Below are 20,056 nucleotides of genomic sequence, written 5' to 3'. Positions count from 1 at the left end.
GACATGGCAATGCGCGGGCAGCGCCCTTTCAGCACAAGCATCACTGCACCCGTCGGTTTGCGGAGCGTAGGCTTACGTTGCGAAACCCAGCATTGCCATGCATGCACCCTGCGCGATGCTGGGGTTGCCATCCCAGCCTACAGTGGAAAGACAGTTATGCGCGCAACGCCAGCTCAGAAATGCCCGGTATACGAATCGGGACTGTAGTTCTCGAACTTGGTGTAATGCCCAAGGAAGGTCAGCTTGACCGTATCCGTGGGGCCGTTACGCTGCTTGCCGATGATGATTTCGGCTAGGCCTTTGTCCGGGGATTCCTTGTTGTAGTACTCGTCGCGGTAGATGAACATGATCACGTCCGCGTCCTGCTCGATTGCGCCCGATTCACGCAGGTCCGACATCATCGGCCGCTTGTCCGCACGCTGCTCCAGCGAGCGGTTCAACTGCGACAGCGCGATCACCGGCACGTTGAGTTCCTTCGCCAGGCCTTTGAGCGAACGCGAGATTTCCGAAATTTCCGTGGCGCGGTTTTCCTTGTTGCCGGGCACCTGCATCAGCTGCAGGTAGTCGATCACGATCAGGCCAAGGCCGCCGTGCTCGCGCGCCAGGCGTCGCGAACGCGAGCGCATTTCCACCGGCGACAGGCCCGGCGTGTCGTCGATGAAGATCTTCGCTTCGGACAGCAATGCGATGGCATTGGTGACGCGCGGCCAATCCTCTTCGGCCAGATCGCCCGTACGCAGATGCTGCGCATGGATGCGGCCCACCGAGGAAATCAGACGGAAGGCCAACTGCGAGGCGGACATTTCCATCGAAAAAATCGCCACCGGCTTCTTTGCCCGCAGCGCGCAGGCTTCGGCGATGTTGACCGAAAAGGCGGTCTTGCCCATCGACGGGCGGGCCGCCACGATGATCAGGTCCGACGGCTGCAAACCCGAAGTGAGATTGTCCAGGTCGGAAAAGCCGGTGGAGATACCGGTGAGCTGGCCGCGGTTCTGGTAGCGCTCGTGCAGCTGGCGGAAAGCGTCCTTCACCGCCTCACGCATGGAGACGGTGTCCTTCTTGCCGCGCGCACCGGATTCGGCGATGTGGAACACCCGCTGCTCAGCGCTTTCCAGCACTTCATGCACGGTTTTGCCTTCCGGACGGTAACCGTCCTCGGTGATCGCGGTCCCGGCATCGATCAGCTGGCGCAGCACGGATTTCTCGCGCACGATTTCGGCATAGGCGATGATGTTCGCGGCACTCGGCGTCGTGTTCGCCAGCTCCACCAGATAACTGGCGCCGCCCGCCATTTCGGCCAGGCCGTTGGCCTCGAACCAGTCGCCCAGCGTGATCGCGTCGCAAGGCATGCCTTTGTTGGCGAGCTCGCTGATCGCGCGCCAGATCAGCCGATGATCTTTGCGATAGAAATCCTGCTCGCCGAGTTTGTCGGCTACGCGGTCCAACGCATCGGCGGCCAGCATCAAACCGCCCAGCACCGCCTGCTCGGCATCGATGGAATGCGGCGGTACACGCAGGGCTTCGATGGCGCTATTGGCGGATTTGCGTTCGGGGACGAAGGACATGGACATTCCCTGCAGCAAGGAGGGTGCTCGACGCCGTGTAGGTCGCAGGCACAAGTAATGAGCTTACGAGGTCTCATCCTCTGAGACGAGCCAATAAGTCTGTGGATATCTTGTGATTTGATGGGGATAAATGACAGCCACAGAGAAAACAAAAGGCACTCGCGTTGTCGCGAATGCCTTTCGTTGAAAGCCCCGGTCAGGACCTGGGCGACGCCAACGCGCCGCACCTGGCCCGTAGACGCTTACTGCTTCTCGGGGACCACGATCACCTTGACCGTGCCCTGCACGTCGGCGTGCAGGCTGATCACCACCTCGAACTCGCCGATGTGGCGGATCGGGCCTTCGCCCTGGATCACTTCACCCTTGTGGATGTCATGACCGGCTGCCTGCAGGGCGTCGGCGATCTCGCGCGGGCCGACCGAGCCATACAGCTTGCCTTCGGGACTGGCGTTGGCGCTGATCGTCACGCTCACGTCGGCCAGCTTGGCCTGGCGAGTGCTGGCATTGCTCAGCAGATTGTTGGCCTTGGCTTCGTATTCGGCGCGACGGGCTTCGAATGCGGCGAGATTCTCGGCGTTCACGCGCACAGCCTTGCCCTGCGGTAGCAGGTAGTTGCGGCCGTAACCGGGCTTCACCTTGACCTTGTCGCCGAGGTTGCCGAGGTTGCGCACCTTCTCAAGCAGAATGAGTTCCATGATTGATTCCTCGATTCGTTAGCACCGCAGTGGCCGGTGCAGCCGTGGACGGTTGTCCGAAGGGATGAAAACCGCCCCGCCCTTACCGGGCGAGGCGGGTGCAGCGATCAAACGTCGTGGTTGTCGGTGTACGGCAGCAGCGCCAGGAAGCGCGCGCGCTTGATCGCGGTGGCCAGCTGGCGCTGATAGCGCGCCTTGGTGCCGGTGATGCGGCTGGGCACGATCTTGCCGTTTTCGGTGACGTACTGGCGCAGCGTGTTGAGATCCTTGTAGTCGATCTCTTTGACTTTTTCGGCCGTGAAGCGGCAGAACTTGCGGCGGCGGAAGAACTTGGACATGGGGGCTGGCTCCTGGATCAGTCTTCGTTGTCGGCGTCGTCGCTATCGGCACGACCCACGCGGCGGTCTTCGCCTTCCGCGTCGTCGTCACGGCGGCGCGAGGACTTGGCGTCATCCTTTTCCTTGCTCTTGAGGATGAAGGACTGCTCGGTATCGGCCTCGTCGCGCTTGATCACCAGGTGGCGCAGCACGGCGTCGTTGAAGCGGAAACCTGACTCCAGCTCGTTCAGCACGTTCTGGCTCACTTCGATGTTGAGCAACACGTAGTGGGCCTTGGCCAGGTTCACGATCGGGTACGCCAGCTGGCGGCGGCCCCAGTCTTCCAGGCGGTGGATCTTGCCGCCGTCGGAAGCGATCAGCGCCTTGTAGCGCTCGATCATCGCCGGAACCTGCTCGCTCTGGTCGGGATGGACCAGGAATACAACTTCGTAATGACGCAAGGTCATTGGCAAAACTCCTTATGGATAGGACCCTTGCGGGCCTCGTAGCCTCCCGCAACTGGCGGTGAGGCAAGGGCTGTCTCGCCCCTATTGGGCGCGGACAGAAGCGGAATTGTAAGCGGGACGAGCGAAGCGGCGCAAGCCGCTGAATTGACAGGGCCTCGTTCCAGGCCAGCCCGAAAGGGGCTCAGCCGACCGTAAAGCTCTCGCCACAACCGCACTCGCCGGTGGCGTTGGGGTTGCGGAATACGAAGCTGGCGTTGAGTCCCTGGCGCTGGAAGTCGATTTCGGTGCCTTCCACCAGCGGCAGGCTCTTGGCGTCGACGATCACCGGCACCCCCTCGATCTGGAAGGTCCGGTCTTCCTCGCCCACGTTTTCGGCAAGGTCCACCACATAGGCGAAGCCCGAGCAGCCGGTGCGCTTCACGCCGAACCGTACGCCCGCGGCAGACGGCGCCTGCGCAAGGAACTGGCGCATGCGTTGCTGGGCGGAGGGAGTGATCGAGATGGTCATGGGGACTTTCGGTCTTGAATCGGGCACTTGAGCGCGTACAGCGTGTCGCAGTGCGGCAAGGGCTACATTATCATGCCCGCTTGCCTTCACGCCCATGAACAGATGGGCGCCTTCCCCAGGAGTTTCAATCCATGACGGTGGTCAGCGTCAAACAGGCCCTTTCCGGCAAGCTCGAGGCCGGCAGCACAGTGACGGTACGCGGCTGGGTGCGCACTCGCCGCGACTCCAAGGCCGGCCTGTCGTTCGTGAATGTCAGCGACGGTTCCTGCTTCGATCCGATCCAGGCCGTGGTGCCAGCCACCCTGGACAACTACGAGGGCGAGGTGAAACACCTCACCGCGGGCGCCGGCGTGATCGTCAGCGGCACGCTGGTGCCTTCGCAGGGCAAGGGCCAGGCGTTCGAGCTGCAGGCCGAACGGGTGGAAGTCACCGGCCTCGTCGACGATCCGGAAACCTATCCGATCCAGCCCAAGCAGCACTCGATGGAATTCCTGCGCGAGGTGGCGCACCTGCGCCCGCGCACCAACCTGTTCGGCGCCGTCACCCGCGTGCGCCACTCGATGATGACGGCGATCCACCGCCATCTCACCGAACAGGGCTTCTTCTGGATCAACACCCCGATCATCACCACCTCGGATGCCGAGGGCGCGGGCGACATGTTCCGCCTGTCCACGCTGGACCTGGCCAACCTGCCGCGCGACGAGAAGGGCAAGATCGATTTCCGCAAGGACTTCTTCGGCCGCGAGGCCTTCCTCACCGTCTCCGGCCAGCTCAACGTCGAGGCGTACGCGCTGGCGATGAGCAAGGTCTACACCTTCGGTCCGACCTTTCGCGCGGAAAACTCCAACACGCCGCGCCATCTGGCCGAGTTCTGGATGGTGGAGCCGGAAATCGCCTTTGCCGACCTGGCCGCCAACGCCGACTGTGCGGAAGCGTTCCTCAAGGCGATCTTCAAGGCGGTGCTGGAGGAGCGTGCCGACGACATGGCGTTCTTCGCCGAGCGCGTGCTGCCGGAAGCGGTCACGCGCCTGGAGCGTTTCATCAGCCAGCCGTTCGAGCGCATCGACTACACCGATGCCATCGAGATCCTGAAGAAGTCCGGCCAGAAGTTCGAATTCCCGGTGGTATGGGGCGTGGACCTGCAGACCGAGCACGAGCGCTACCTGGCCGAGAAGCACGTGGGCCGCCCGGTGGTGGTCATGAACTATCCGGAGCAGATCAAGGCGTTCTACATGCGCCTGAACGACGACGGGAAAACCGTCGCGGCGATGGACGTGCTGGCCCCCGGCATCGGCGAAATCATCGGCGGCAGCCAGCGCGAGGAGCGCCTGGACTACCTGGATCGGCGCATGGCCAAGTTCGGTCTCGATCCTGCCACCTATGGCTGGTACCGTGACCTGCGCCGTTATGGCACCGTACCCCATGCGGGCTTCGGCCTCGGTTTCGAACGCCTGCTTGTCTATGTGTGCGGCCTGACCAATATCCGTGACGCCATTCCCTACCCGCGTGCGGCAGGGAGCGCCGAATTCTGATTCCCCGGGCAACGCTTATGCGCTTCAAACTGGTACTCGTCTCCGCATCCGTACTGGCGCTTGCCGCTTGCCATCGCGTCAAGCTGCCGCTGCCTACCGACTTGCTGCCGCAGAGCCAGCCGATTCGCCCCCTGGCCGACGCCAGGAAGGCGCTCGGCGAAGCCACGCCGTGCTGCACTACGTTCGCGGACTTCTCCTATCAAACGCGCCTGCCCTGGCGGCCGCAACGCTTCGAGCTCGGCCCAGGCAGCCTGGTGGCCGCCATCAACGGTTCGCACAGCTACTTCCTGAGCTTCGCGCTGCCACAGGACGTGAAGCTGCCGTACAAGGTCGGCTTGAAATCGGAGCTGGTCGGACGTTCCGTCACCAGTGGCAGCTATCTGTTCGCGCCGACCGTCGTGCAGCTCGATGAAGCCTTCCAGCCGATCGGCTCCGAGGACGTGAAGCTTTGCGAGTACATGGGCTGGAGCAACAGCGACAGTGGTGCGTTCGGCAGCATCGAAATCACCAGCGACCGCGCGCGCTACCTGGTGGTGTACAGCTCAAGCAAGCAGCAGACGGACAACACCTACTGGGAACAATCGGCCAGCACGTTCTCCACGGCCAGCAGCACCACGCCCACCACCACGACCGTGGGCGGCAGTTACAAGATCCAGCACGGGCCCGAAGGCGTGGTCTGGGTCGGCCTGATGGACAAGCCCTATAAGGAAGCCGTGAGCAAGGCGGTGTGCGGCAAGGCCCCGCAGGGCGACGGCCTGCTCAACTCGCTGGGCGCGGATCTTGGCCTGCCGCGGAGAAGCCCTTGATTCCTCTGGTGGCGTACATCGGCTTGCTGGTGATTGGCCTCGCCTGCTTCATCGCGCATGCCGTGTTGCCCTTCCGCATCGCCAAGCATTTGCGCGAAGACTATCCGCAGCACTGGAAAGTCATCGTGGATACCGGCAGCGCGCAGACCGCGCATGGACCGCAGCTGTGGTTGCGCATGCAAAGCGTGCTGCGCTCGCCGGCCATCGCCGCCATCGACGATGCGGCGATCACCCGCTTGTGGCGTATCTGGCGTTACAGTCAATGGTTGGCCTGGATCTGCTGGGTCGCCGCATTGGCCATTCAGTGGCACAGCCGTTCCTGAGCATGAACGGGGGGATCCCATGGATTTGAATCTGAGCGGACGTCACGCCCTGGTGTGTGGCGCATCGCAAGGCATCGGCCGGGCAGCGGCGATCGAACTTGCTGAACTCGGCGCTGACGTCACGCTGCTGGCGCGATCCGCCGAACGCCTCGCTGCGCTCGCCGACAGCTTGCCGCACAAGCACTCCTCGCAACAGCACGCATGGCGCAGCGTGGATATGTCCGATAGCGAGGGACTGAAAGCCGAAGCCTTCGGCATCGTCGAAAGCCATCCGGTGCATATCCTGATCAACAACACCGGCGGCCCGCCGGGCGGTGCGATCCATAGCGCCGAAGCGGTCGCGTTCGAAGACACTTTCCGCCAACACGTGCTGGCCGCGCACACGCTGTTGCAAACGGTACTGCCCGGCATGCGCAACAGCGCCTACGGACGCGTGGTCAATGTGATATCCACCTCGGTGAAAGAACCGATCCCGGGCCTCGGCGTGTCCAATACCGTGCGCGCCGCCATGGCCGCCTGGGCCAAGACGCTGGCTGGCGAACTGGCCGCCGACGGCATCACGGTCAACAACGTGTTGCCCGGCTATACACGCACGGCACGACTGGACGGCTTGCTGGCCGTGCAAGCCCAGAAGACCGGGCGCAGCGAGCAGGAACTGGCGATGGAAATGGCCGCTGCAGTCCCTGCGCGACGCTTCGCCGAGCCTGGTGAAGTCGCTGCAGTCATCGCCTTCCTTTGCACACCGGCAGCGGCTTACGTCAACGGCGTGAGCATAGCGGTGGATGGCGGGCGAACGAAGGCGCTCAGCTGAGCTGAGTTTCGTAGTTCGTAGGCTGGGTTGCGAAACCCAGCATTGCCATGCATGCAGCCTACGCGATGCTGGGATTGTCATCCCAGCCTACGATTTCGACTCGGAATACACATCGAAGTCACGCTCGAATCACATTCGTCCCGGCTATGTTTCCCGCGGGGAAGCCAGTGCTCAAAACCATCAGCCACGTCATTTCGATGTCATGGCTCGTCAGTAGCGTGCCCGGCACGCAGCTGATCGCGCAAAGCATGCTCTTCGTTTATCACACTCAAAGGGGTTACGAATGAGGCACACAGCAAAGTGGATGTTCGCCCTACTTGCCGCCGCCACTGCATCCATCGCGTCGGCGACACCGCCCAAATACGATCACGTCGTGGTCGTGGTGATGGAGAACAAGGAAAACGTTCAGGTTCTTGGCAGCGGCGCCGCGCCGTATATGAACAGCCTTGCGGCCCAAGGCGTGATCTTCAATCAGGCGTTTGCCATAACCCATCCCAGCCAGCCGAACTATCTGGCGCTCTTTTCGGGCGATACGCAGGGCGTGGTGGACGACTCCTGTCCTCAAGATCTTGGCACGATCGCAAACCTGGGTGCTGCATTGATCAATGGCGGCTACAGCTTTGCCGGATACGCCGAAAACCTGCCCAACGACGGCGCCACGGATTGCTGGAGCAGCGATAACCTCTACGCACGCAAGCATGCCCCCTGGGTGGATTTCTCGAACGTGCCGGCCGGCAACAGCCTGATGTTCAGCGAGTTCCCTACTGACTTCACGCAACTTCCGACGGTGTCGTTCGTGATCCCCAACATGTGCGACGACATGCATGACTGCGACGTGGGCACCGGCGACAGTTGGCTGCAGAACAATATGGACGCCTATGCGCAGTGGGCTCAGACCCACAACAGCCTGCTGATCGTGACCTTTGACGAGGACGACTCGGCGACTTCGGCCAACCAGATACCGATGTTCTGGGTCGGTGCGGGCATTGCGCCGGGCACGCAGAGCAATACCCCGGCCAATCATTACAACGTGTTGCGCACCTTGCTCGACATGTATGGCCTTGCGCCATTCGCCAACGCCGCCAATGTGAGTGCGATCAGCGACGCGTGGAACACCACGCCAAGCCCAACTCCCTGAGATGAAGACATACGGACGCGTCCGGTGCATTCCGCCCGAACAGGCTCTAAGCTTGGGCGGATGCCAAGCACCCGCCTCGCCAATCTGATCGACGGCCGCCTGCAGGCTTCTGCCGGCGGCCCATGGCTCGACGTCTACGAACCGGCCACCGGCGCGGCGTTCGCGCAATGCCCCGACTCCAGCGCCGCGGATGTCGATGCGGCTGCCAAGGCAGCACAACAGGCCGCGCCGGGATGGGCCGCAACACCCGCCGAAACACGCGCAAGCTTGCTACACAAGCTTGCCGACCTGATCGAGGCCCGGCTGGATGAATTCGCAGCGCTGGAATCACGCGACAGCGGCAAGCCGGTAACACTCGCCAAGCGATTGGACATACCGCGTGCCGTATCCAACCTGCGCTTCTTTGCCGCCGCCATCATGGGCTGGGAAAGCGAATCACACGCCATGGAAAGTGGCGCGATCAATTACACGCTGCGCCGTCCGCTTGGCGTGGTCGGCTGCATCAGCCCGTGGAACCTCCCGCTGTATCTGTTCACCTGGAAAATCGCGCCGGCCCTGGCCAGCGGCAATACCGTGGTCGCCAAGCCTTCCGAAATCACCCCCTGCACCGCCGCCCTGCTCGGCGAACTGAGCCTCGAAGCCGGCTTCCCGCCCGGGGTGTTGAACATCGTGCAAGGTCGCGGCCCCACCACGGGCCAGGCGATCATCGAGCATCCGGCGATCAAGGCCATTTCCTTCACCGGCAGCACCCGCACTGGTGCGAGCATAGCCGCCACGGCGGCGCCGCAATTCAAGAAAGTGTCGCTGGAGATGGGCGGCAAGAATCCCGCCATCGTGTTCGCCGATGCCGATCTGAGCGATGCCAACCTCGACACCATCGTGCGCTCGGGCTTCGCCAATCAGGGCGAGATCTGCCTGTGCGGTTCACGCCTGCTGGTGCAGCGTTCGATCTACGACAGCTTCCGCGAACGCTACCTTGCCAAGGTGCGGGAGCTGCGCGTGGGCGACCCGCAGGAGGCCGCCACCGATCTCGGTGCGCTGGTTTCGCGCGAGCATTTCGACAAGGTCATGCGCTGCATCGCGCAAGCACGCGAGGAAGGCGGAAACATCCTGTGCGGGGGCGCGGCGTTGAAGCTGGAAGGACGCTGTGCCGACGGCTGGTTCATCGCGCCCACGGTCATCGAGGGTTTGGCCAACGATACGCTTACCAACCAGCAGGAAATCTTCGGCCCGGTCGTCACGCTGATTCCGTTCGAGGATGAGGCGCAGGCCGTCGCCGTCGCCAACGGCACCGGCTACGGACTAGCCGCGTCCCTGTGGACGCAGGATCTGTCACGTGCCCATCGCCTGGGCGCGCAGCTGGAATTCGGCATCGTGTGGATCAATTGCTGGCTGCTGCGCGATCTGCGCACGCCGTTCGGCGGCAGCAAGCAATCCGGCCTCGGCCGGGAGGGTGGCGCAGAAGCGCTGCGTTTCTTCACCGAGCCGCGCAATATTTGCATTCGCTACCAGGAAAAATAAATGAGCAGTCCCCTGCAGGACCTGATCGACAGCAATCGCCGCTGGTCGGCGTCGGTGACGCAGGCCGATCCGAACTTCTTCGAACGCCTGGCCAAGCAACAGTCACCCAAATACCTGTGGATCGGCTGCTCCGATTCGCGCGTGCCCGCCACGCAGATCGTGGACCTGCCGCCCGGCGAAATCTTCGTGCAGCGCAATGTCGCCAACGTGGTCTCGCACACGGACCTCAACTGCCTCAGCGCCATCCAGTTCGCGGTGGACGTGCTGAAGGTGGAGCACATCATCGTGGTGGGCCACTATGGCTGCGGCGGCGTGCAGGCGGTGCTGGACGAGCGCCGGCTCGGCCTGGTCGACAACTGGCTGCGTCACGTCGGCGACGTGGCCTACAAGCACGTGGACAAGCTGGCGACGCTGGATTCGATGTCGCTGCGCAATATGCGGCTATGCGAACTCAATGCGATCGAGCAGGTGGTCAACGTGTGCCAGACCACCATCGTGATGGATGCCTGGGAGCGCGGCCAGCAGCTGTCCGTGCACGCGTGGTGCTACAGCCTTTCCAATGGCCACATGCATGATCTGGGGATGCATGTTTCGTCGCGCGATGCGCTGCGGCCCAACTACGAGCAGGCGCTTGAACTGCTCATGCGCCGAGCAAGGGAGCTGCGATGAGCGGCGTGGTACGCACAGACACGGCCCCGGCCCCGGTAGGCGCGTACCCACATGCCCGCCGCGTAGGCGATCTGCTGTTTCTTTCCGGCGTAGGGCCGCGTGAGCCGGGCAGCAACAAGATTCCAGGCAACGTCCATGACGCCGACGGGAAGCTGGTCGGCTACGACATCGAGCAGCAATGCCGGCAGGTGTTCGCCAACGTGCGCGCAGTACTGGAAGCCAGCGGCGCGCGCTGGGAGGATCTGGTCGACGTCACCGTGTTCCTCACCGACATGGCGCGCGACTTTGCCGTCTACAACCGCCTCTACGCGGAATACTTCCAGGGTGTGGATGCCTGCCGCACCACGCTGGGCATCACCGCCTTGCCGACACCGATTGCGATCGAGCTGAAGTGCATCGCGGCTTTGCCGATGTCACGCACATAAAAAAACCCGGGGGCGTCAAGCCCACCGGGTCTTTGCATCCGCAGCGGATGAGGGGAATTACTTGCCGGCGGTGCCGCTGGCAGCCGGAGCCTCGGTGCCGGAGGCCGGCTCGGCGGCCTTCTTCGCCTTGTGCGACTTGTGGCCGGTCGAGGACTTGTGGTGGGCGGCGTGCTTAGTGGTGGCCGACGTCGACGCGGATGCCGGAGCAGCCGACGTGTCCTGAGCCAGCACCGAACCGGAAAGAGCGACACCTGCCACGAGCAGGGAAGCAATCGCAAGTTTACGCATCATGATCATGAGCCTCGAGATTTTGGTTGCCACGGACCCGGCCGGAACCCGGCTATCGCGGGCGGCGTGACGGCTCTAACAATGCATCCATCTCGGCATACCGAAACTGAACGGACGTAGGGAAATTTCGAGGTCGCCGCTAGCTATTTAAACAAAACCCCCATTCGCCCCGCTTGCCTGTCAGTTTCCGGCGACGCAGCAAAGCAAAAGCTCGCGAAGGGTTGCCTGTACCTCCGCCGCCTTGGCCGGTTCCCAGGCGAAGCTCTCCTCGTCCATGTATTGGCACTGCGCCAGCTCGAGCTGCACCGCCTGCACCCCTTCCGCCGGCTGCCCGTAGTGGCGTGTGATGTAGCCGCCCTTGAAGCGCCCGTTGACCACGAAGTCATAACGGCGCTGGGCTTCCAGCACGCGGGTCAGGCTCCACTGCAGGTCCGCGCCGCAGCTGGTGCCATCGGCGGTACCCAGGTTGAAGTCCGGCAGGCGCCCTTCGAACAGCATGGGCACCCGGCTCTTGATCGAATGGGCGTCCCACAGGACGGCGCGGCCATGCTGTGCCAGCAACCGTGCCAGCTCCTCGGCCAGCGCGTCGTGGTAGGGGCGCCACCAGGTTTCGATGCGCCGCTGGATGTCATCCGCGTCCGGCTCCTGTCCATTCAGGTACAGCGGCTCGCCATCGAAGCCGATGGTGGACACCAGCCCCGTCTCGCGCCGGCCCGGATAGAGGGCGTGGCCATCGGCCGGACGATTGAGGTCGACCAGATAGCGCGAGGCCACCGGCTTGATCAGGCTGGCCCCCAGTTCCTGCGCCAGGGGCTCGTACAGGCGGGCGACGTGCCAGTCGGTATCCGGCACACGGCGCGCGGCAGGCTGCATCCGCCCGGCCAGTTCTTCGGGAAGCCAGCTGCCGTCATGCGGCAGGCTGATCAGTAGCGGCACGTGGCCGCGGGTCAGGGTGAAGGTATCCATCCGCCCAGTTTCGCCCGTCACGGCTCAATGCAGCAACAGCAACTCCTCCGCCGCGGTGGGGTGGATCGCGATGGTCGACTTCAGGTCCCGCCAGTACAGGCCTTTGTGCATCGCGACGGCAAAACCTTGCAGCAGCTCGTCGCTGCCCACCCCCAATACGTGGATGCCGACCAGCTTGCGCTCCTCGCCCACGCTCAGCAGTTTCACCACGCTTTGCCCGGAGCGTCCGGCCACCTTCCACAGCAAAGGCGTGTAGCGGCCGGTGTGCACGTTCACGGCGTCGCCGTAGCGGGCGCGTGCCTGCTGTTCGGTAAGGCCAATCGCCCCCATGGGCGGCTCGGAGAACACCACGCTGGGAATGACCGGGTCATCGAATTTCGCTTGGGCCTGGCCGCCGATCAGCCGCTCGGCCAAGGCGCGTCCCGCGGCGACGGCCACCGGCGTGAGCGCCCTGCGATCGGTTACGTCTCCCACCGCGTAGACACCTGGCACACTGGTGTTCTGGCCTACGTCGACCAGTACATGGCCGGCTTCGTCGCGCTCCACCCCAAGGGCCTCCAGGCCCAAGCCACCGCTGTTGGGCACACGTCCCACGGCCCATAACACAGCATCGTAAACGCCGTGCTCGATACCATCGCTCGCCGCCAGCGTGATCCTGCCTGGCTCGCCGCGGGCACTCTCGATCCGCGCTTCGCGCACGATGCGAATCCCGTGCGCCTGCATTTGCACCGCCAGCGCTTCGACCAGTTCGCGGTCGAAGCCGGTCAACAGATGCTCGCGAACCAGCATATCCACCCGGCAACCGAGCCCACGCATCATGCAAGCGAATTCCACTGCGACGTAACCAGCACCCACGATGGCGATGTGTTGCGGCGGCGCGTCCAGCATGAAAACCTGGTCGGACAGCATGCCCAGCTCGAAGCCCGGCAGGTCGAGCCGGCGCGGGCTTGCCCCCGTTGCGATCACGATATGCGGCGCGCTGGCCTCAACACCCTGGTCAGTGAGGACCGTGTCGCTTGCAACAAGTCGCGCCGCTTGCGCGATCACGCGTATGCCGGCCGTGCCCAGACGCGTCGCATAACGATCGCGTATGCCGGCAATGTACTGATCGCGCAGAGCGCGAAAGCGCGCCCAGTCCAGCCTTGGCGTCGAGGCTTCGAAACCGATCTCGGCGCCAAGCCGATGCATGTCGGCGATCTGCGCGGCGAACCACATTGCTTTCTTCGGCACGCAACCGCGATTGACACAAGTGCCTCCCAGCGCGTCCGGGTCGAACAAGGCCACGCGTGCGCCAAGCCTGGCCGCACTCTGTGCAGCGCTCAAGCCGCCGGAACCCGCGCCCAGCACGATCAGGTCGAAGCGTTCGCTCATGCTTGCTCCTGTGTCAGAGATTCACTACTTACCGTAAGAGAAACCGCTGGGATGGCGATCCCAGCATTCGAGGTGCAGAAGCGGGGATTGTCATCCCAGCCTAAGCAATGCCGCACGCTAGCATGCCCATGCTCTACAAACGGAATCGCGACGGCGCATACGGCGCAGGATCGATTGCCGGCGCTGTGCCAAGGATTTGCGCAGCGACCAGCTCCCCGGTCGCGGTCGACATACTGACTCCCAGCATGCCGTGGCCGGTGGCCAGATGCAGATTCGACCAGCGCGTGCTCGGACCGATGATCGGCATTTCGTCCACGCTCATCGGCCGCCAGCCCCACCACTCCTCCTCAAGTTGCGGGCCTTCCGGTTCCCGCAAGCCTTCCGCCGCGCCGCGCCGCAGTGCATCGATGCGCGTGCGATTGAGTCCTTGTGCATAACCGGAAAACTCCATGGTACTGCCCAGGCGGAAACCGCTGTTCCAGGTCGTCACGCATACCTTGGCTTCGCGCAGCACCAGTGCATGCCGCGGAGCCTGTACCGGTCGCGTGTAGGTGAGCGAATAGCCTTTGCCGGGCTGCATCGGCAGGTGCAGGCCCAACTGCTTGCCGAGCAGCGGCGACCAGGCGCCCAAGGCCAGTACGACCCGGTCGCCGCTAAAATCTCCGAGTGTCGTCGCCACGCCGACGACGCCTTTTCCTTGAGTGGCGATGTGCTCGATCTTCGCGCCGGTTTCGATGATGCCGCCCCGCTCGCGCACCAACCGCGCCAGTTCGGCGACATAACGGTCCGGCCGCAGGCGTGCATCGCCGGGATGAAACATCCCGCCCTGCACGCCCGGCTTGAGCGACGGCTCGATGGCTTCCGTTTCCCTTCCGCTCAAACGCTGCACGGGAATGCCCAGGCGATCGAGCAACTGCGCATGATGGTGCTCGTCGTCCGCCATCTGCGCGGTGCTGCGGTAGACGTACAACAAGCCCTCTTCCACGAATTCGCAGTCCAGCTGCTCTGCGCGGACCAGTTCGGCAAGCAGCCGATACGAGCGCTGCAAAATGGCCGCGCGCGCTTGGGCGGCGCGCTCGAAATCGCCCCAAGTACAGTGCCGCGCGAAACCCATCAGCCAGCGCAGACGGGGGCCGTCGAGGCGAGGATTGAGATAAAGCGGCGCATCCGCGCGAAACATCGAGCGCAGAGCTACGCCTAACGTACCAGGCATGGTCAACGGGGCCGCATGACTGGGCGTGATCGTGCCGCAATTGCCATGCGAACTGCCGCAACCTGGCATCCCTTGCTCCAGCACGCGCACCCGCGCTCCGCCCTTGAGCAGATGCAGCGCACAGGCAAGGCCGATCACCCCGCCTCCAAGTATCAATACGTCACTGCGCGAAGTATTCATCGGACCATTGTGGAGGGTCTGAAAAAGTCCGTCACGGACTTTTTCGGACGCGGCTATGCCAAATCATGCGCTGCAGCCAACAAGCTGTTGAAAAACAGGTCGGCCATGGCCCGCTGCGATTCGAGCCCATGGGTGCTTGCTTTCGCGTGCTCGACTTTAGCCCCGGGCCGGACCCGGCATGACCGGAAAAAGGGTACTTGCGCAGTACGGGTCTTAGGGTGCAGGCTGACGCCGCAACCACGACATCGTCCCCACGCCTATGCGTCTGATGAACGTGATGTGCCTGCTTTGTACGACCGCGCTGGCGGCCTCGATCAGCGCGCACGGGCAGCCGTCGCCCCCTTCTGCCGGCGAGTTGCTGAGCCGATTCGGCAGCGCCCCCAATGGGCTGGCGCGCCATGAATACCTCACCTCGGTGATGCCCCTGCTGAGCGGCGACGACAAGTCGCTCGCGTTGCAACTGCTGGCCACGGTCGACAGCGAGCTGGGCCTGTACAACGAAGCCATGATGGCCTTCCCGTTCGACAACCGCATCGCGCCGCCCAAGTCCTTGTTGCTACCGCAAGCGAACCAGTGGCAAGTGGAGGACGCCGCCGCAGCGGTGGCCGAAATGGCCGCCAAGCGCCGTATCGTGATGGTCAACGAGGCGCACCATGATGCCCACACTCGCGAGCTGACGCTGGCCTTGCTTCCGCGCCTGCGCGCGCTCGGCTTCCAGTATTTTGCGGTGGAGGCGCTGAGCGCCAAGGACACCGATCTGATGCATCGCGGCTATGTGACAGACACGTCCGGGAGCGAATACATACTCGAACCGTTGTATGGCGAGATCGTGCGCCAGGCGATACGCCTCGGCTACACCGTCGTTGCCTACGATCCGGAAGACGTGTCCGTTGCCGATCGCGATACTGCGCAAGCACGCATCCTCTACGAAAAGGTGTTCGCCAAGGATCCGCAGGCGAAATTGTTCGTGCACGCCGGCTATGCCCATATCGACAAAATGGCAGGTAACCTCGGTGGATCGATCCAGCCCTTGGCGATGCAGCTCAAACGCCTCAGCAGCGAAGATCCGTTGTGCGTGGACCAGGTGCAATTCCGCGATGTCGCCGTAGGCGGTCTTGATTTCGGGTTCTACAACACCGTTGCCAGCCAGTTCTCGTCGCCAGTGCCTTATGCGTTGCGCCAGCATGGCGGCGACACGATCTGGAGTTCCGATCCGAAGCAGCATGATGTCACCGTGGTAGTGCCGCCGGCCTCGGAGCGCGATCTCGATGTGCACGGCATCATGCACAGCGACGTATTGCGCCGCGAAGTGCTCATGCCCCGCATGCCGCTCGATCCCAATCAACGGCCGCCGTGGCTGACCCTGGGCGGCAAACGCATGTCTTACCGGATCAGCGCCGATCTGTGCGCGGGGAAGATTCCCTGCGTGATCGACGCCCACTACCCCGGCGAACCCGACAACGCTACGCCGGCGGATCGCTACACTTTCCTGCACAGCCGCTCGCATAACGAGCTTTTTCTCTACCCCGGCCACTACCGCCTGCACAGCTGGGATGCCGCCGGCAAGACCCTGCAGCAAGAGGAAATCGAAGTACCGCCAAACTGAGGCGCGCCCACGGCGCAGCCTGGCCACCCAAGCTCCTCTAATCCCTAAGAACTTTCCTGCAACCTATTGATTTGCTATAACCTCAGCCCATCGACACCGGCGAGGTTTGCGCATGGATCAGGCCAGCACAGGGGACACGGACAAACACCGATCATGCGTTCGAGCGCTACGCCTCGGCGCGCTCGTTGGTCTGTTGTCCTTGTTGGCCGCCTGCGCCAGCTCGCCTCGCCATGAAGCCACCTATAAAGCGTCCAATTCCGCCCTGGCCGACGAACCGGCGCGTGCCCCCGAAAATGCGGTCGGGACCGCCAATGATGTGCTGTTCCGCGCCATGGCCCTGGTCGGCACGCCCTATCACTGGGGCGGCAATACGCCGGCGGGTGGCTTCGATTGCAGCGGCCTGGTGGAATACATCTACCGCAATGCCGCCAACATCGACTTGCCGCACAGCTCGCGCGACATGGCCTCGATCAACGGACTGAAAATCAAGCGCATGGACGACCTGGTCAGCGGCGACCTGGTGTTTTTCGGCGGCGGCAGCGGCATCAGCCACGTAGGCGTGTACGTGGGCAAAGGACGCTTCGTGCATGCGCCGAACAGTGGCGGCACGGTGCGGTTGGATGATATCGACGGGCCGTACTGGCGCAATCACTTCGAGTACGGGAAGCGGCTGCTGGACTGACCGATCCGGTCGCCCCTCCCCCATCATGACCGGCGCCTCCCTGGCTCACACCAGGCTGGTCTCTCTTCACAAAAATTATATTGTGCACAATTAAATTTGATGCTACTGTTTTCGCCATGAAGCCTTCCCTCATCCCCTCCCTGCTACTCGACGAACAGCTCTGCTTCGCGCTGTACGCGGCCTCGCGGCGCATGACGGCGGCCTATCGCCCCCTGCTGGAGGCATTGGAGCTCACCTACCCGCAATACCTGGTGATGCTGGTGTTATGGGAGCGCGACGGCGTGACAGTGCGCGAACTGGGCGAGCGGCTGCAGCTGGATTCGGGCACCCTCACACCCTTGCTGAAGCGCCTGGAGCAAGCCGGGCTGCTGGGCCGCCGCCGCCGTCAAAGCGACGAGCGCGAGGTGGCAATCACCCTGACCGAAGCCGGCCATAAGCTGCGTGAACGCGCGGCCGAGGTGCCGCGCTGCCTGGCCGAAAAACTTTGCATGTCCGTCGACGCCTTCACGCGTCTGCGCGATGAATTGAAGAACCTGGCGACCCAGCTCGCCTCTCCCACCGACCCAAGAGAGTAAAAGCCATGAGCAATCCGACCAAAGTCCTCTATACCGCCACCGCTACCGCCAAGGGCGGACGTGAAGGCCATATCCACAGCAGCGACGGCGTGCTGGATTTCGATTTGAAGGTGCCGAAGGAACTCGGCGGCCCGGGCGGCCACGGCAGCAATCCGGAGCAGCTGTTCGCTGCCGGTTACGCTGCGTGCTTTGAAGGTGCTGTGCGTTACGTAGCACGCGAGAAAAAGGTCGCGCTGAAGGAAGCTTCGGTGACCGGCCACGTGGGCATCGGTCCGCGCGACCCCGCCGGCTTTGCCATCGCGGTGAAGCTGGAAGTGAGCCTGCCGGGCATCGATCGCGCCGTGGCGCAGGAACTGGTCGACGTCGCGCACCGCGACATCTGCCCGTATTCGCATGCCACGCGCGGCAACGTGGACGTGCAGATCAGCCTGGTTTGATCCCAACAGCTGATAAGACAACGGCGCCGAAAGGCGCCGTTGCGTAGGCTGCGATGGCAATCCCAGCATCGCGCAGGGTGCCTACATGGCAATGCTGGGTTTCGCAACCCAGCCTACGATTGGCATCCCAGCCTACGCTTTCAGTGCGCTTCAGCACCCGGCGGATGCGCATGCCCGTGCTTGATTTCCTCTTCGGTCGCCTCGCGCACTTCCTGGATCGCGACGTCGAAATTCAGCGTCTTGCCGGCCATCGGGTGATTGAGGTCCACGTCCACCGTGCTCATGCCGACCTTGTGCACCGTCACCGCGCGCTGGCCGCCCTGCTTGAGCGACAGCACGGTCACCATGCCGGGCTTGAGCCGGTTGCCCTGCTGGAAATACTTCTTCGGCACGCGCTGGATCTGACCGTCCTGGCGCTCGCCATAGCCTTCGGCCGGCGGGATTTCCACTTGCAGGGTGTCGCCCGCGCCGTGTTCCTCCAGCGCCTTTTCCAGGCCGGGAATCAGCTGGCCGTGGCCCAGCAGTATCCACAACGGCTCGCCGCCGTCGTGCGAGCTTTCCACCTTCTCGCCGTCTACGCTGAGCGTGTAGTGGAACGCGATGACCTTGTCCTTGCCAGCCTTCATTGCCTGTCTCTTGGGGAACCAAAGAGGGCGATTCTATCAGCTACCGAAGCGCACGCCGCGGGCCTCGGGGCCTAGCCATACCAGTAGGGTCAGCAGCACTGCCACTGCGGCGATCCACAACGACATCACCAGCGGCAATCCCGCCCCCTGCTCGGCCAGCCAGCTTTGCGCGGTGGCGGTGCCGGCGGCGATCAGGTTGCCCATCTGGTAGGCGAAGCCGGGCAAAGTGCCACGCACCGCATCCGGCGACAGCTCGTTCAGATGCGTCGGCACCACGCCCCAGGCGCCCTGCACCATCACCTGGATCAGGAACGCGCCCAGGCCCAGCAGCAGGAGCGAGCCGCCATAGGTCCATAGCGGGATCACTGGAATGGCCAGCAGGGCGGCGACGATCATGGCGCGGCGGCGCCCCACTTTTTCCGACCAGCCGCCGAAGAAAAGGCCACCGGCCAGGGCGCCCAGATTGAGCAAGGCCACCAGCAGGAAGGCCGCGCCCGACCCGGTCGGCAGGTGCAGGTTCACCTCCTCGAAGGTGTGATACATGTCCTGCGAGCCATGGCTGAACATGTTGAAGGCCGCCATCAGGCACATCAAATAAATCGCCAGTTTCCAGTGGCCGCGCATGGCTTCGCCCAGGCTGCGCTGGCCATGCGCCGCCTGGCTCGCCTCCCACGCCGGCGACTCGGGCACCTTGCGGCGGATGTAGAGCACCAACAGCGCCGGCAACGCACCCACCACGAACAGACCACGCCAACCGACGTGATCGAACAACAGCCAATTCGCCAGCGCCCCCAGAAAAAACCCGCAGGGGTAGCCGCTTTGCAGCAGTCCGGAAACCAGGCCACGCGACTTGGGCGGAATCGACTCCATCGCCAGCGAAGCGCCGATGCCCCACTCGCCGCCCATCGCCACGCCGAACAGGAAACGCAAGGCCAACAGCATCGTCAACGAGGTGGAAAACGCCGTCGCCAGTTCGAACAGCGAAAACAGCAACACGTCGATCATCAGCACCGGCCGGCGGCCGAAACGATCCGCCAGGCGGCCGAACAGCAAGGCGCCGACCGGGCGCGCCGCCAGCGTGAGAAACACGCCCAGCGTCACTTCGGTGCGACGGGCATGGAATTCTTGCGTGATGGTGACGATCACGAAGGTATAGAGAAAATAATCGAAGGCATCCAGCGTCCATCCCAGGAAGCTCGCGAGCACCGTATGCCGCTGCTCCCGGTTCAATTCACGCAGGGCGGACAGGACAGACATCGAGGCTCTTTTCCTGGTGGAGGGCGGCGCGAGGCTAGCACGATACGGCGGCCCCCCCAGCCTTCATGTATAATGCGC

At 63.5% G+C, this 20,056-nt stretch carries 23 protein-coding genes; 12 read left to right on the top strand and 11 right to left on the bottom strand.

The genetic code is table 11. From position 1 onward, the window contains the following. Window positions 1-173 precede the first annotated feature (173 nt). The 5 genes from EKH80_RS16220 to EKH80_RS16200 form a co-directional block, all read right to left on the bottom strand. On the bottom strand, window positions 174-1,565 hold the full coding sequence (locus EKH80_RS16220; RefSeq protein WP_126685829.1) for a replicative DNA helicase: 1,392 nt from the start codon (window positions 1,563-1,565) through the stop codon (window positions 174-176). Window positions 1,566-1,807: 242 nt separating this feature from the next. After that, window positions 1,808-2,260 carry a 50S ribosomal protein L9 gene (gene rplI, locus EKH80_RS16215; RefSeq protein ID WP_126685828.1) on the bottom strand — a complete coding sequence of 151 codons (453 nt, stop codon included), beginning with the start codon at window positions 2,258-2,260 and terminating at the stop codon, window positions 1,808-1,810. Between the two features lie 107 nt (window positions 2,261-2,367). Further along, entirely contained in the window at window positions 2,368-2,598 is a 231-nt protein-coding gene (gene rpsR / locus EKH80_RS16210) for a 30S ribosomal protein S18 (RefSeq protein WP_017462785.1), read from the bottom strand. Window positions 2,599-2,615: 17 nt separating this feature from the next. Next, a complete protein-coding gene (gene rpsF / locus EKH80_RS16205) occupies window positions 2,616-3,044 on the bottom strand; it encodes a 30S ribosomal protein S6 (RefSeq protein ID WP_126685827.1) in 429 nt (142 codons plus the stop codon). Window positions 3,045-3,225: 181 nt separating this feature from the next. Then, complete coding sequence (locus EKH80_RS16200) at window positions 3,226-3,552, bottom strand: HesB/IscA family protein (protein ID WP_126685826.1); 327 nt, start codon at window positions 3,550-3,552, stop codon at window positions 3,226-3,228. A gap of 131 nt (window positions 3,553-3,683) precedes the next feature. Here EKH80_RS16200 and asnS point away from each other — a divergent pair, with 131 nt between their 5' ends. From asnS to EKH80_RS16160, 8 genes are all read left to right on the top strand, one after another. Continuing rightward, window positions 3,684-5,084, top strand: coding sequence for an asparagine--tRNA ligase (gene asnS, locus EKH80_RS16195; protein ID WP_126685825.1), 1,401 nt, complete (start codon window positions 3,684-3,686; stop codon window positions 5,082-5,084). A gap of 17 nt (window positions 5,085-5,101) precedes the next feature. Beyond that, window positions 5,102-5,890: a MalM family protein gene (locus tag EKH80_RS16190; RefSeq protein ID WP_126685824.1), complete on the top strand. Its 789-nt coding sequence runs from the start codon at window positions 5,102-5,104 to the stop codon at window positions 5,888-5,890. Then, window positions 5,887-6,213, top strand: a complete 327-nt coding sequence (locus EKH80_RS16185) for a hypothetical protein (RefSeq protein WP_126685823.1) — start codon at window positions 5,887-5,889, stop codon at window positions 6,211-6,213. Before EKH80_RS16190 ends, EKH80_RS16185 begins: the two co-directional genes overlap by 4 nt. Before the next feature lie 19 nt (window positions 6,214-6,232). Further along, on the top strand, window positions 6,233-7,024 hold the full coding sequence (locus EKH80_RS16180) for an SDR family oxidoreductase (RefSeq protein WP_126685822.1): 792 nt from the start codon (window positions 6,233-6,235) through the stop codon (window positions 7,022-7,024). A 304-nt stretch (window positions 7,025-7,328) separates the two neighbouring features. Continuing rightward, the gene (locus EKH80_RS16175) at window positions 7,329-8,162 is read left to right on the top strand and encodes an alkaline phosphatase family protein (RefSeq protein WP_230473749.1); all 834 of its coding nucleotides are present in this window, start codon (window positions 7,329-7,331) and stop codon (window positions 8,160-8,162) included. Between the two features lie 60 nt (window positions 8,163-8,222). Next, window positions 8,223-9,683 carry an aldehyde dehydrogenase gene (locus tag EKH80_RS16170; RefSeq protein ID WP_126685820.1) on the top strand — a complete coding sequence of 487 codons (1,461 nt, stop codon included), beginning with the start codon at window positions 8,223-8,225 and terminating at the stop codon, window positions 9,681-9,683. Further along, window positions 9,684-10,352 carry a carbonate dehydratase gene (gene can / locus EKH80_RS16165; protein WP_126685819.1) on the top strand — a complete coding sequence of 223 codons (669 nt, stop codon included), beginning with the start codon at window positions 9,684-9,686 and terminating at the stop codon, window positions 10,350-10,352. After that, window positions 10,349-10,777: a RidA family protein gene (locus EKH80_RS16160; protein ID WP_126685818.1), complete on the top strand. Its 429-nt coding sequence runs from the start codon at window positions 10,349-10,351 to the stop codon at window positions 10,775-10,777. The genes can and EKH80_RS16160 overlap by 4 nt, the downstream gene beginning before the upstream one ends. A 57-nt stretch (window positions 10,778-10,834) precedes the next feature. Here EKH80_RS16160 and EKH80_RS16155 read toward each other — a convergent pair whose 3' ends face one another. The 4 genes from EKH80_RS16155 to EKH80_RS16140 all read right to left on the bottom strand — a co-directional run bounded on the left by EKH80_RS16155 (window position 10,835) and on the right by EKH80_RS16140 (window position 14,795). Continuing rightward, window positions 10,835-11,068, bottom strand: coding sequence for a hypothetical protein (locus tag EKH80_RS16155; protein ID WP_126685817.1), 234 nt, complete (start codon window positions 11,066-11,068; stop codon window positions 10,835-10,837). A gap of 177 nt (window positions 11,069-11,245) precedes the next feature. Then, complete coding sequence (gene hutG, locus EKH80_RS16150; protein WP_126685816.1) at window positions 11,246-12,031, bottom strand: N-formylglutamate deformylase; 786 nt, start codon at window positions 12,029-12,031, stop codon at window positions 11,246-11,248. Between the two features lie 24 nt (window positions 12,032-12,055). Then, complete coding sequence (gorA, locus tag EKH80_RS16145; protein WP_126685815.1) at window positions 12,056-13,402, bottom strand: glutathione-disulfide reductase; 1,347 nt, start codon at window positions 13,400-13,402, stop codon at window positions 12,056-12,058. A 133-nt stretch (window positions 13,403-13,535) separates the two neighbouring features. Continuing rightward, a complete protein-coding gene (locus EKH80_RS16140) occupies window positions 13,536-14,795 on the bottom strand; it encodes an NAD(P)/FAD-dependent oxidoreductase (RefSeq protein WP_126685814.1) in 1,260 nt (419 codons plus the stop codon). A 259-nt stretch (window positions 14,796-15,054) separates the two neighbouring features. Between EKH80_RS16140 and EKH80_RS16135 the strand changes: the two genes are divergently transcribed. The 4 genes from EKH80_RS16135 to EKH80_RS16120 all read left to right on the top strand — a co-directional run bounded on the left by EKH80_RS16135 (window position 15,055) and on the right by EKH80_RS16120 (window position 18,095). After that, complete coding sequence (locus EKH80_RS16135) at window positions 15,055-16,401, top strand: hypothetical protein (RefSeq protein ID WP_126685813.1); 1,347 nt, start codon at window positions 15,055-15,057, stop codon at window positions 16,399-16,401. Between the two features lie 112 nt (window positions 16,402-16,513). Next, complete coding sequence (locus EKH80_RS16130; RefSeq protein ID WP_126685812.1) at window positions 16,514-17,083, top strand: C40 family peptidase; 570 nt, start codon at window positions 16,514-16,516, stop codon at window positions 17,081-17,083. A gap of 116 nt (window positions 17,084-17,199) precedes the next feature. After that, window positions 17,200-17,658 (top strand): MarR family winged helix-turn-helix transcriptional regulator, encoded by a 459-nt coding sequence (locus EKH80_RS16125; RefSeq protein WP_126685811.1) that lies wholly within the window; start codon window positions 17,200-17,202, stop codon window positions 17,656-17,658. 5 nt (window positions 17,659-17,663) lie between these two features. Continuing rightward, on the top strand, window positions 17,664-18,095 hold the full coding sequence (locus EKH80_RS16120) for an organic hydroperoxide resistance protein (RefSeq protein WP_126685810.1): 432 nt from the start codon (window positions 17,664-17,666) through the stop codon (window positions 18,093-18,095). Between the two features lie 140 nt (window positions 18,096-18,235). Here EKH80_RS16120 and EKH80_RS16115 read toward each other — a convergent pair whose 3' ends face one another. Together EKH80_RS16115 and EKH80_RS16110 are read right to left on the bottom strand one after the other, a co-directional pair. After that, entirely contained in the window at window positions 18,236-18,721 is a 486-nt protein-coding gene (locus EKH80_RS16115) for an FKBP-type peptidyl-prolyl cis-trans isomerase (RefSeq protein ID WP_126685809.1), read from the bottom strand. Window positions 18,722-18,757: 36 nt separating this feature from the next. Beyond that, window positions 18,758-19,978, bottom strand: a complete 1,221-nt coding sequence (locus tag EKH80_RS16110; protein WP_126685808.1) for an MFS transporter — start codon at window positions 19,976-19,978, stop codon at window positions 18,758-18,760. Between the last annotated feature and the right edge of the window lie 78 nt (window positions 19,979-20,056).

Origin of the sequence: Dyella choica (genome assembly GCF_003977665.1) — a bacterium.
Taxonomy (GTDB): Bacteria; Pseudomonadota; Gammaproteobacteria; order Xanthomonadales; family Rhodanobacteraceae; genus Dyella_B; species Dyella_B choica.
This window is presented reverse-complemented; position numbering and strand designations above follow the sequence as displayed.

What these genes read in the sequence shown, in the direction of transcription:
- EKH80_RS16220 (WP_126685829.1), bottom strand. Translation starts at nt 1,565, where the DNA reads ATGTCCTTCGTCCCCGAACGCAAATCCGCCAATAGCGCCATCGAAGCC.
- rplI (WP_126685828.1), bottom strand. Translation starts at nt 2,260, where the DNA reads ATGGAACTCATTCTGCTTGAGAAGGTGCGCAACCTCGGCAACCTCGGC.
- rpsR (WP_017462785.1), bottom strand. Translation starts at nt 2,598, where the DNA reads ATGTCCAAGTTCTTCCGCCGCCGCAAGTTCTGCCGCTTCACGGCCGAA.
- rpsF (WP_126685827.1), bottom strand. Translation starts at nt 3,044, where the DNA reads ATGACCTTGCGTCATTACGAAGTTGTATTCCTGGTCCATCCCGACCAG.
- EKH80_RS16200 (WP_126685826.1), bottom strand. Translation starts at nt 3,552, where the DNA reads ATGACCATCTCGATCACTCCCTCCGCCCAGCAACGCATGCGCCAGTTC.
- asnS (WP_126685825.1), top strand. Translation starts at nt 3,684, where the DNA reads ATGACGGTGGTCAGCGTCAAACAGGCCCTTTCCGGCAAGCTCGAGGCC.
- EKH80_RS16190 (WP_126685824.1), top strand. Translation starts at nt 5,102, where the DNA reads ATGCGCTTCAAACTGGTACTCGTCTCCGCATCCGTACTGGCGCTTGCC.
- EKH80_RS16180 (WP_126685822.1), top strand. Translation starts at nt 6,233, where the DNA reads ATGGATTTGAATCTGAGCGGACGTCACGCCCTGGTGTGTGGCGCATCG.
- EKH80_RS16175 (WP_230473749.1), top strand. Translation starts at nt 7,329, where the DNA reads ATGTTCGCCCTACTTGCCGCCGCCACTGCATCCATCGCGTCGGCGACA.
- EKH80_RS16170 (WP_126685820.1), top strand. Translation starts at nt 8,223, where the DNA reads ATGCCAAGCACCCGCCTCGCCAATCTGATCGACGGCCGCCTGCAGGCT.
- can (WP_126685819.1), top strand. Translation starts at nt 9,684, where the DNA reads ATGAGCAGTCCCCTGCAGGACCTGATCGACAGCAATCGCCGCTGGTCG.
- EKH80_RS16160 (WP_126685818.1), top strand. Translation starts at nt 10,349, where the DNA reads ATGAGCGGCGTGGTACGCACAGACACGGCCCCGGCCCCGGTAGGCGCG.
- EKH80_RS16155 (WP_126685817.1), bottom strand. Translation starts at nt 11,068, where the DNA reads ATGATGCGTAAACTTGCGATTGCTTCCCTGCTCGTGGCAGGTGTCGCT.
- hutG (WP_126685816.1), bottom strand. Translation starts at nt 12,031, where the DNA reads ATGGATACCTTCACCCTGACCCGCGGCCACGTGCCGCTACTGATCAGC.
- gorA (WP_126685815.1), bottom strand. Translation starts at nt 13,402, where the DNA reads ATGAGCGAACGCTTCGACCTGATCGTGCTGGGCGCGGGTTCCGGCGGC.
- EKH80_RS16140 (WP_126685814.1), bottom strand. Translation starts at nt 14,795, where the DNA reads ATGAATACTTCGCGCAGTGACGTATTGATACTTGGAGGCGGGGTGATC.
- EKH80_RS16135 (WP_126685813.1), top strand. Translation starts at nt 15,055, where the DNA reads ATGCGTCTGATGAACGTGATGTGCCTGCTTTGTACGACCGCGCTGGCG.
- EKH80_RS16130 (WP_126685812.1), top strand. Translation starts at nt 16,514, where the DNA reads ATGGATCAGGCCAGCACAGGGGACACGGACAAACACCGATCATGCGTT.
- EKH80_RS16125 (WP_126685811.1), top strand. Translation starts at nt 17,200, where the DNA reads ATGAAGCCTTCCCTCATCCCCTCCCTGCTACTCGACGAACAGCTCTGC.
- EKH80_RS16120 (WP_126685810.1), top strand. Translation starts at nt 17,664, where the DNA reads ATGAGCAATCCGACCAAAGTCCTCTATACCGCCACCGCTACCGCCAAG.
- EKH80_RS16115 (WP_126685809.1), bottom strand. Translation starts at nt 18,721, where the DNA reads ATGAAGGCTGGCAAGGACAAGGTCATCGCGTTCCACTACACGCTCAGC.
- EKH80_RS16110 (WP_126685808.1), bottom strand. Translation starts at nt 19,978, where the DNA reads ATGTCTGTCCTGTCCGCCCTGCGTGAATTGAACCGGGAGCAGCGGCAT.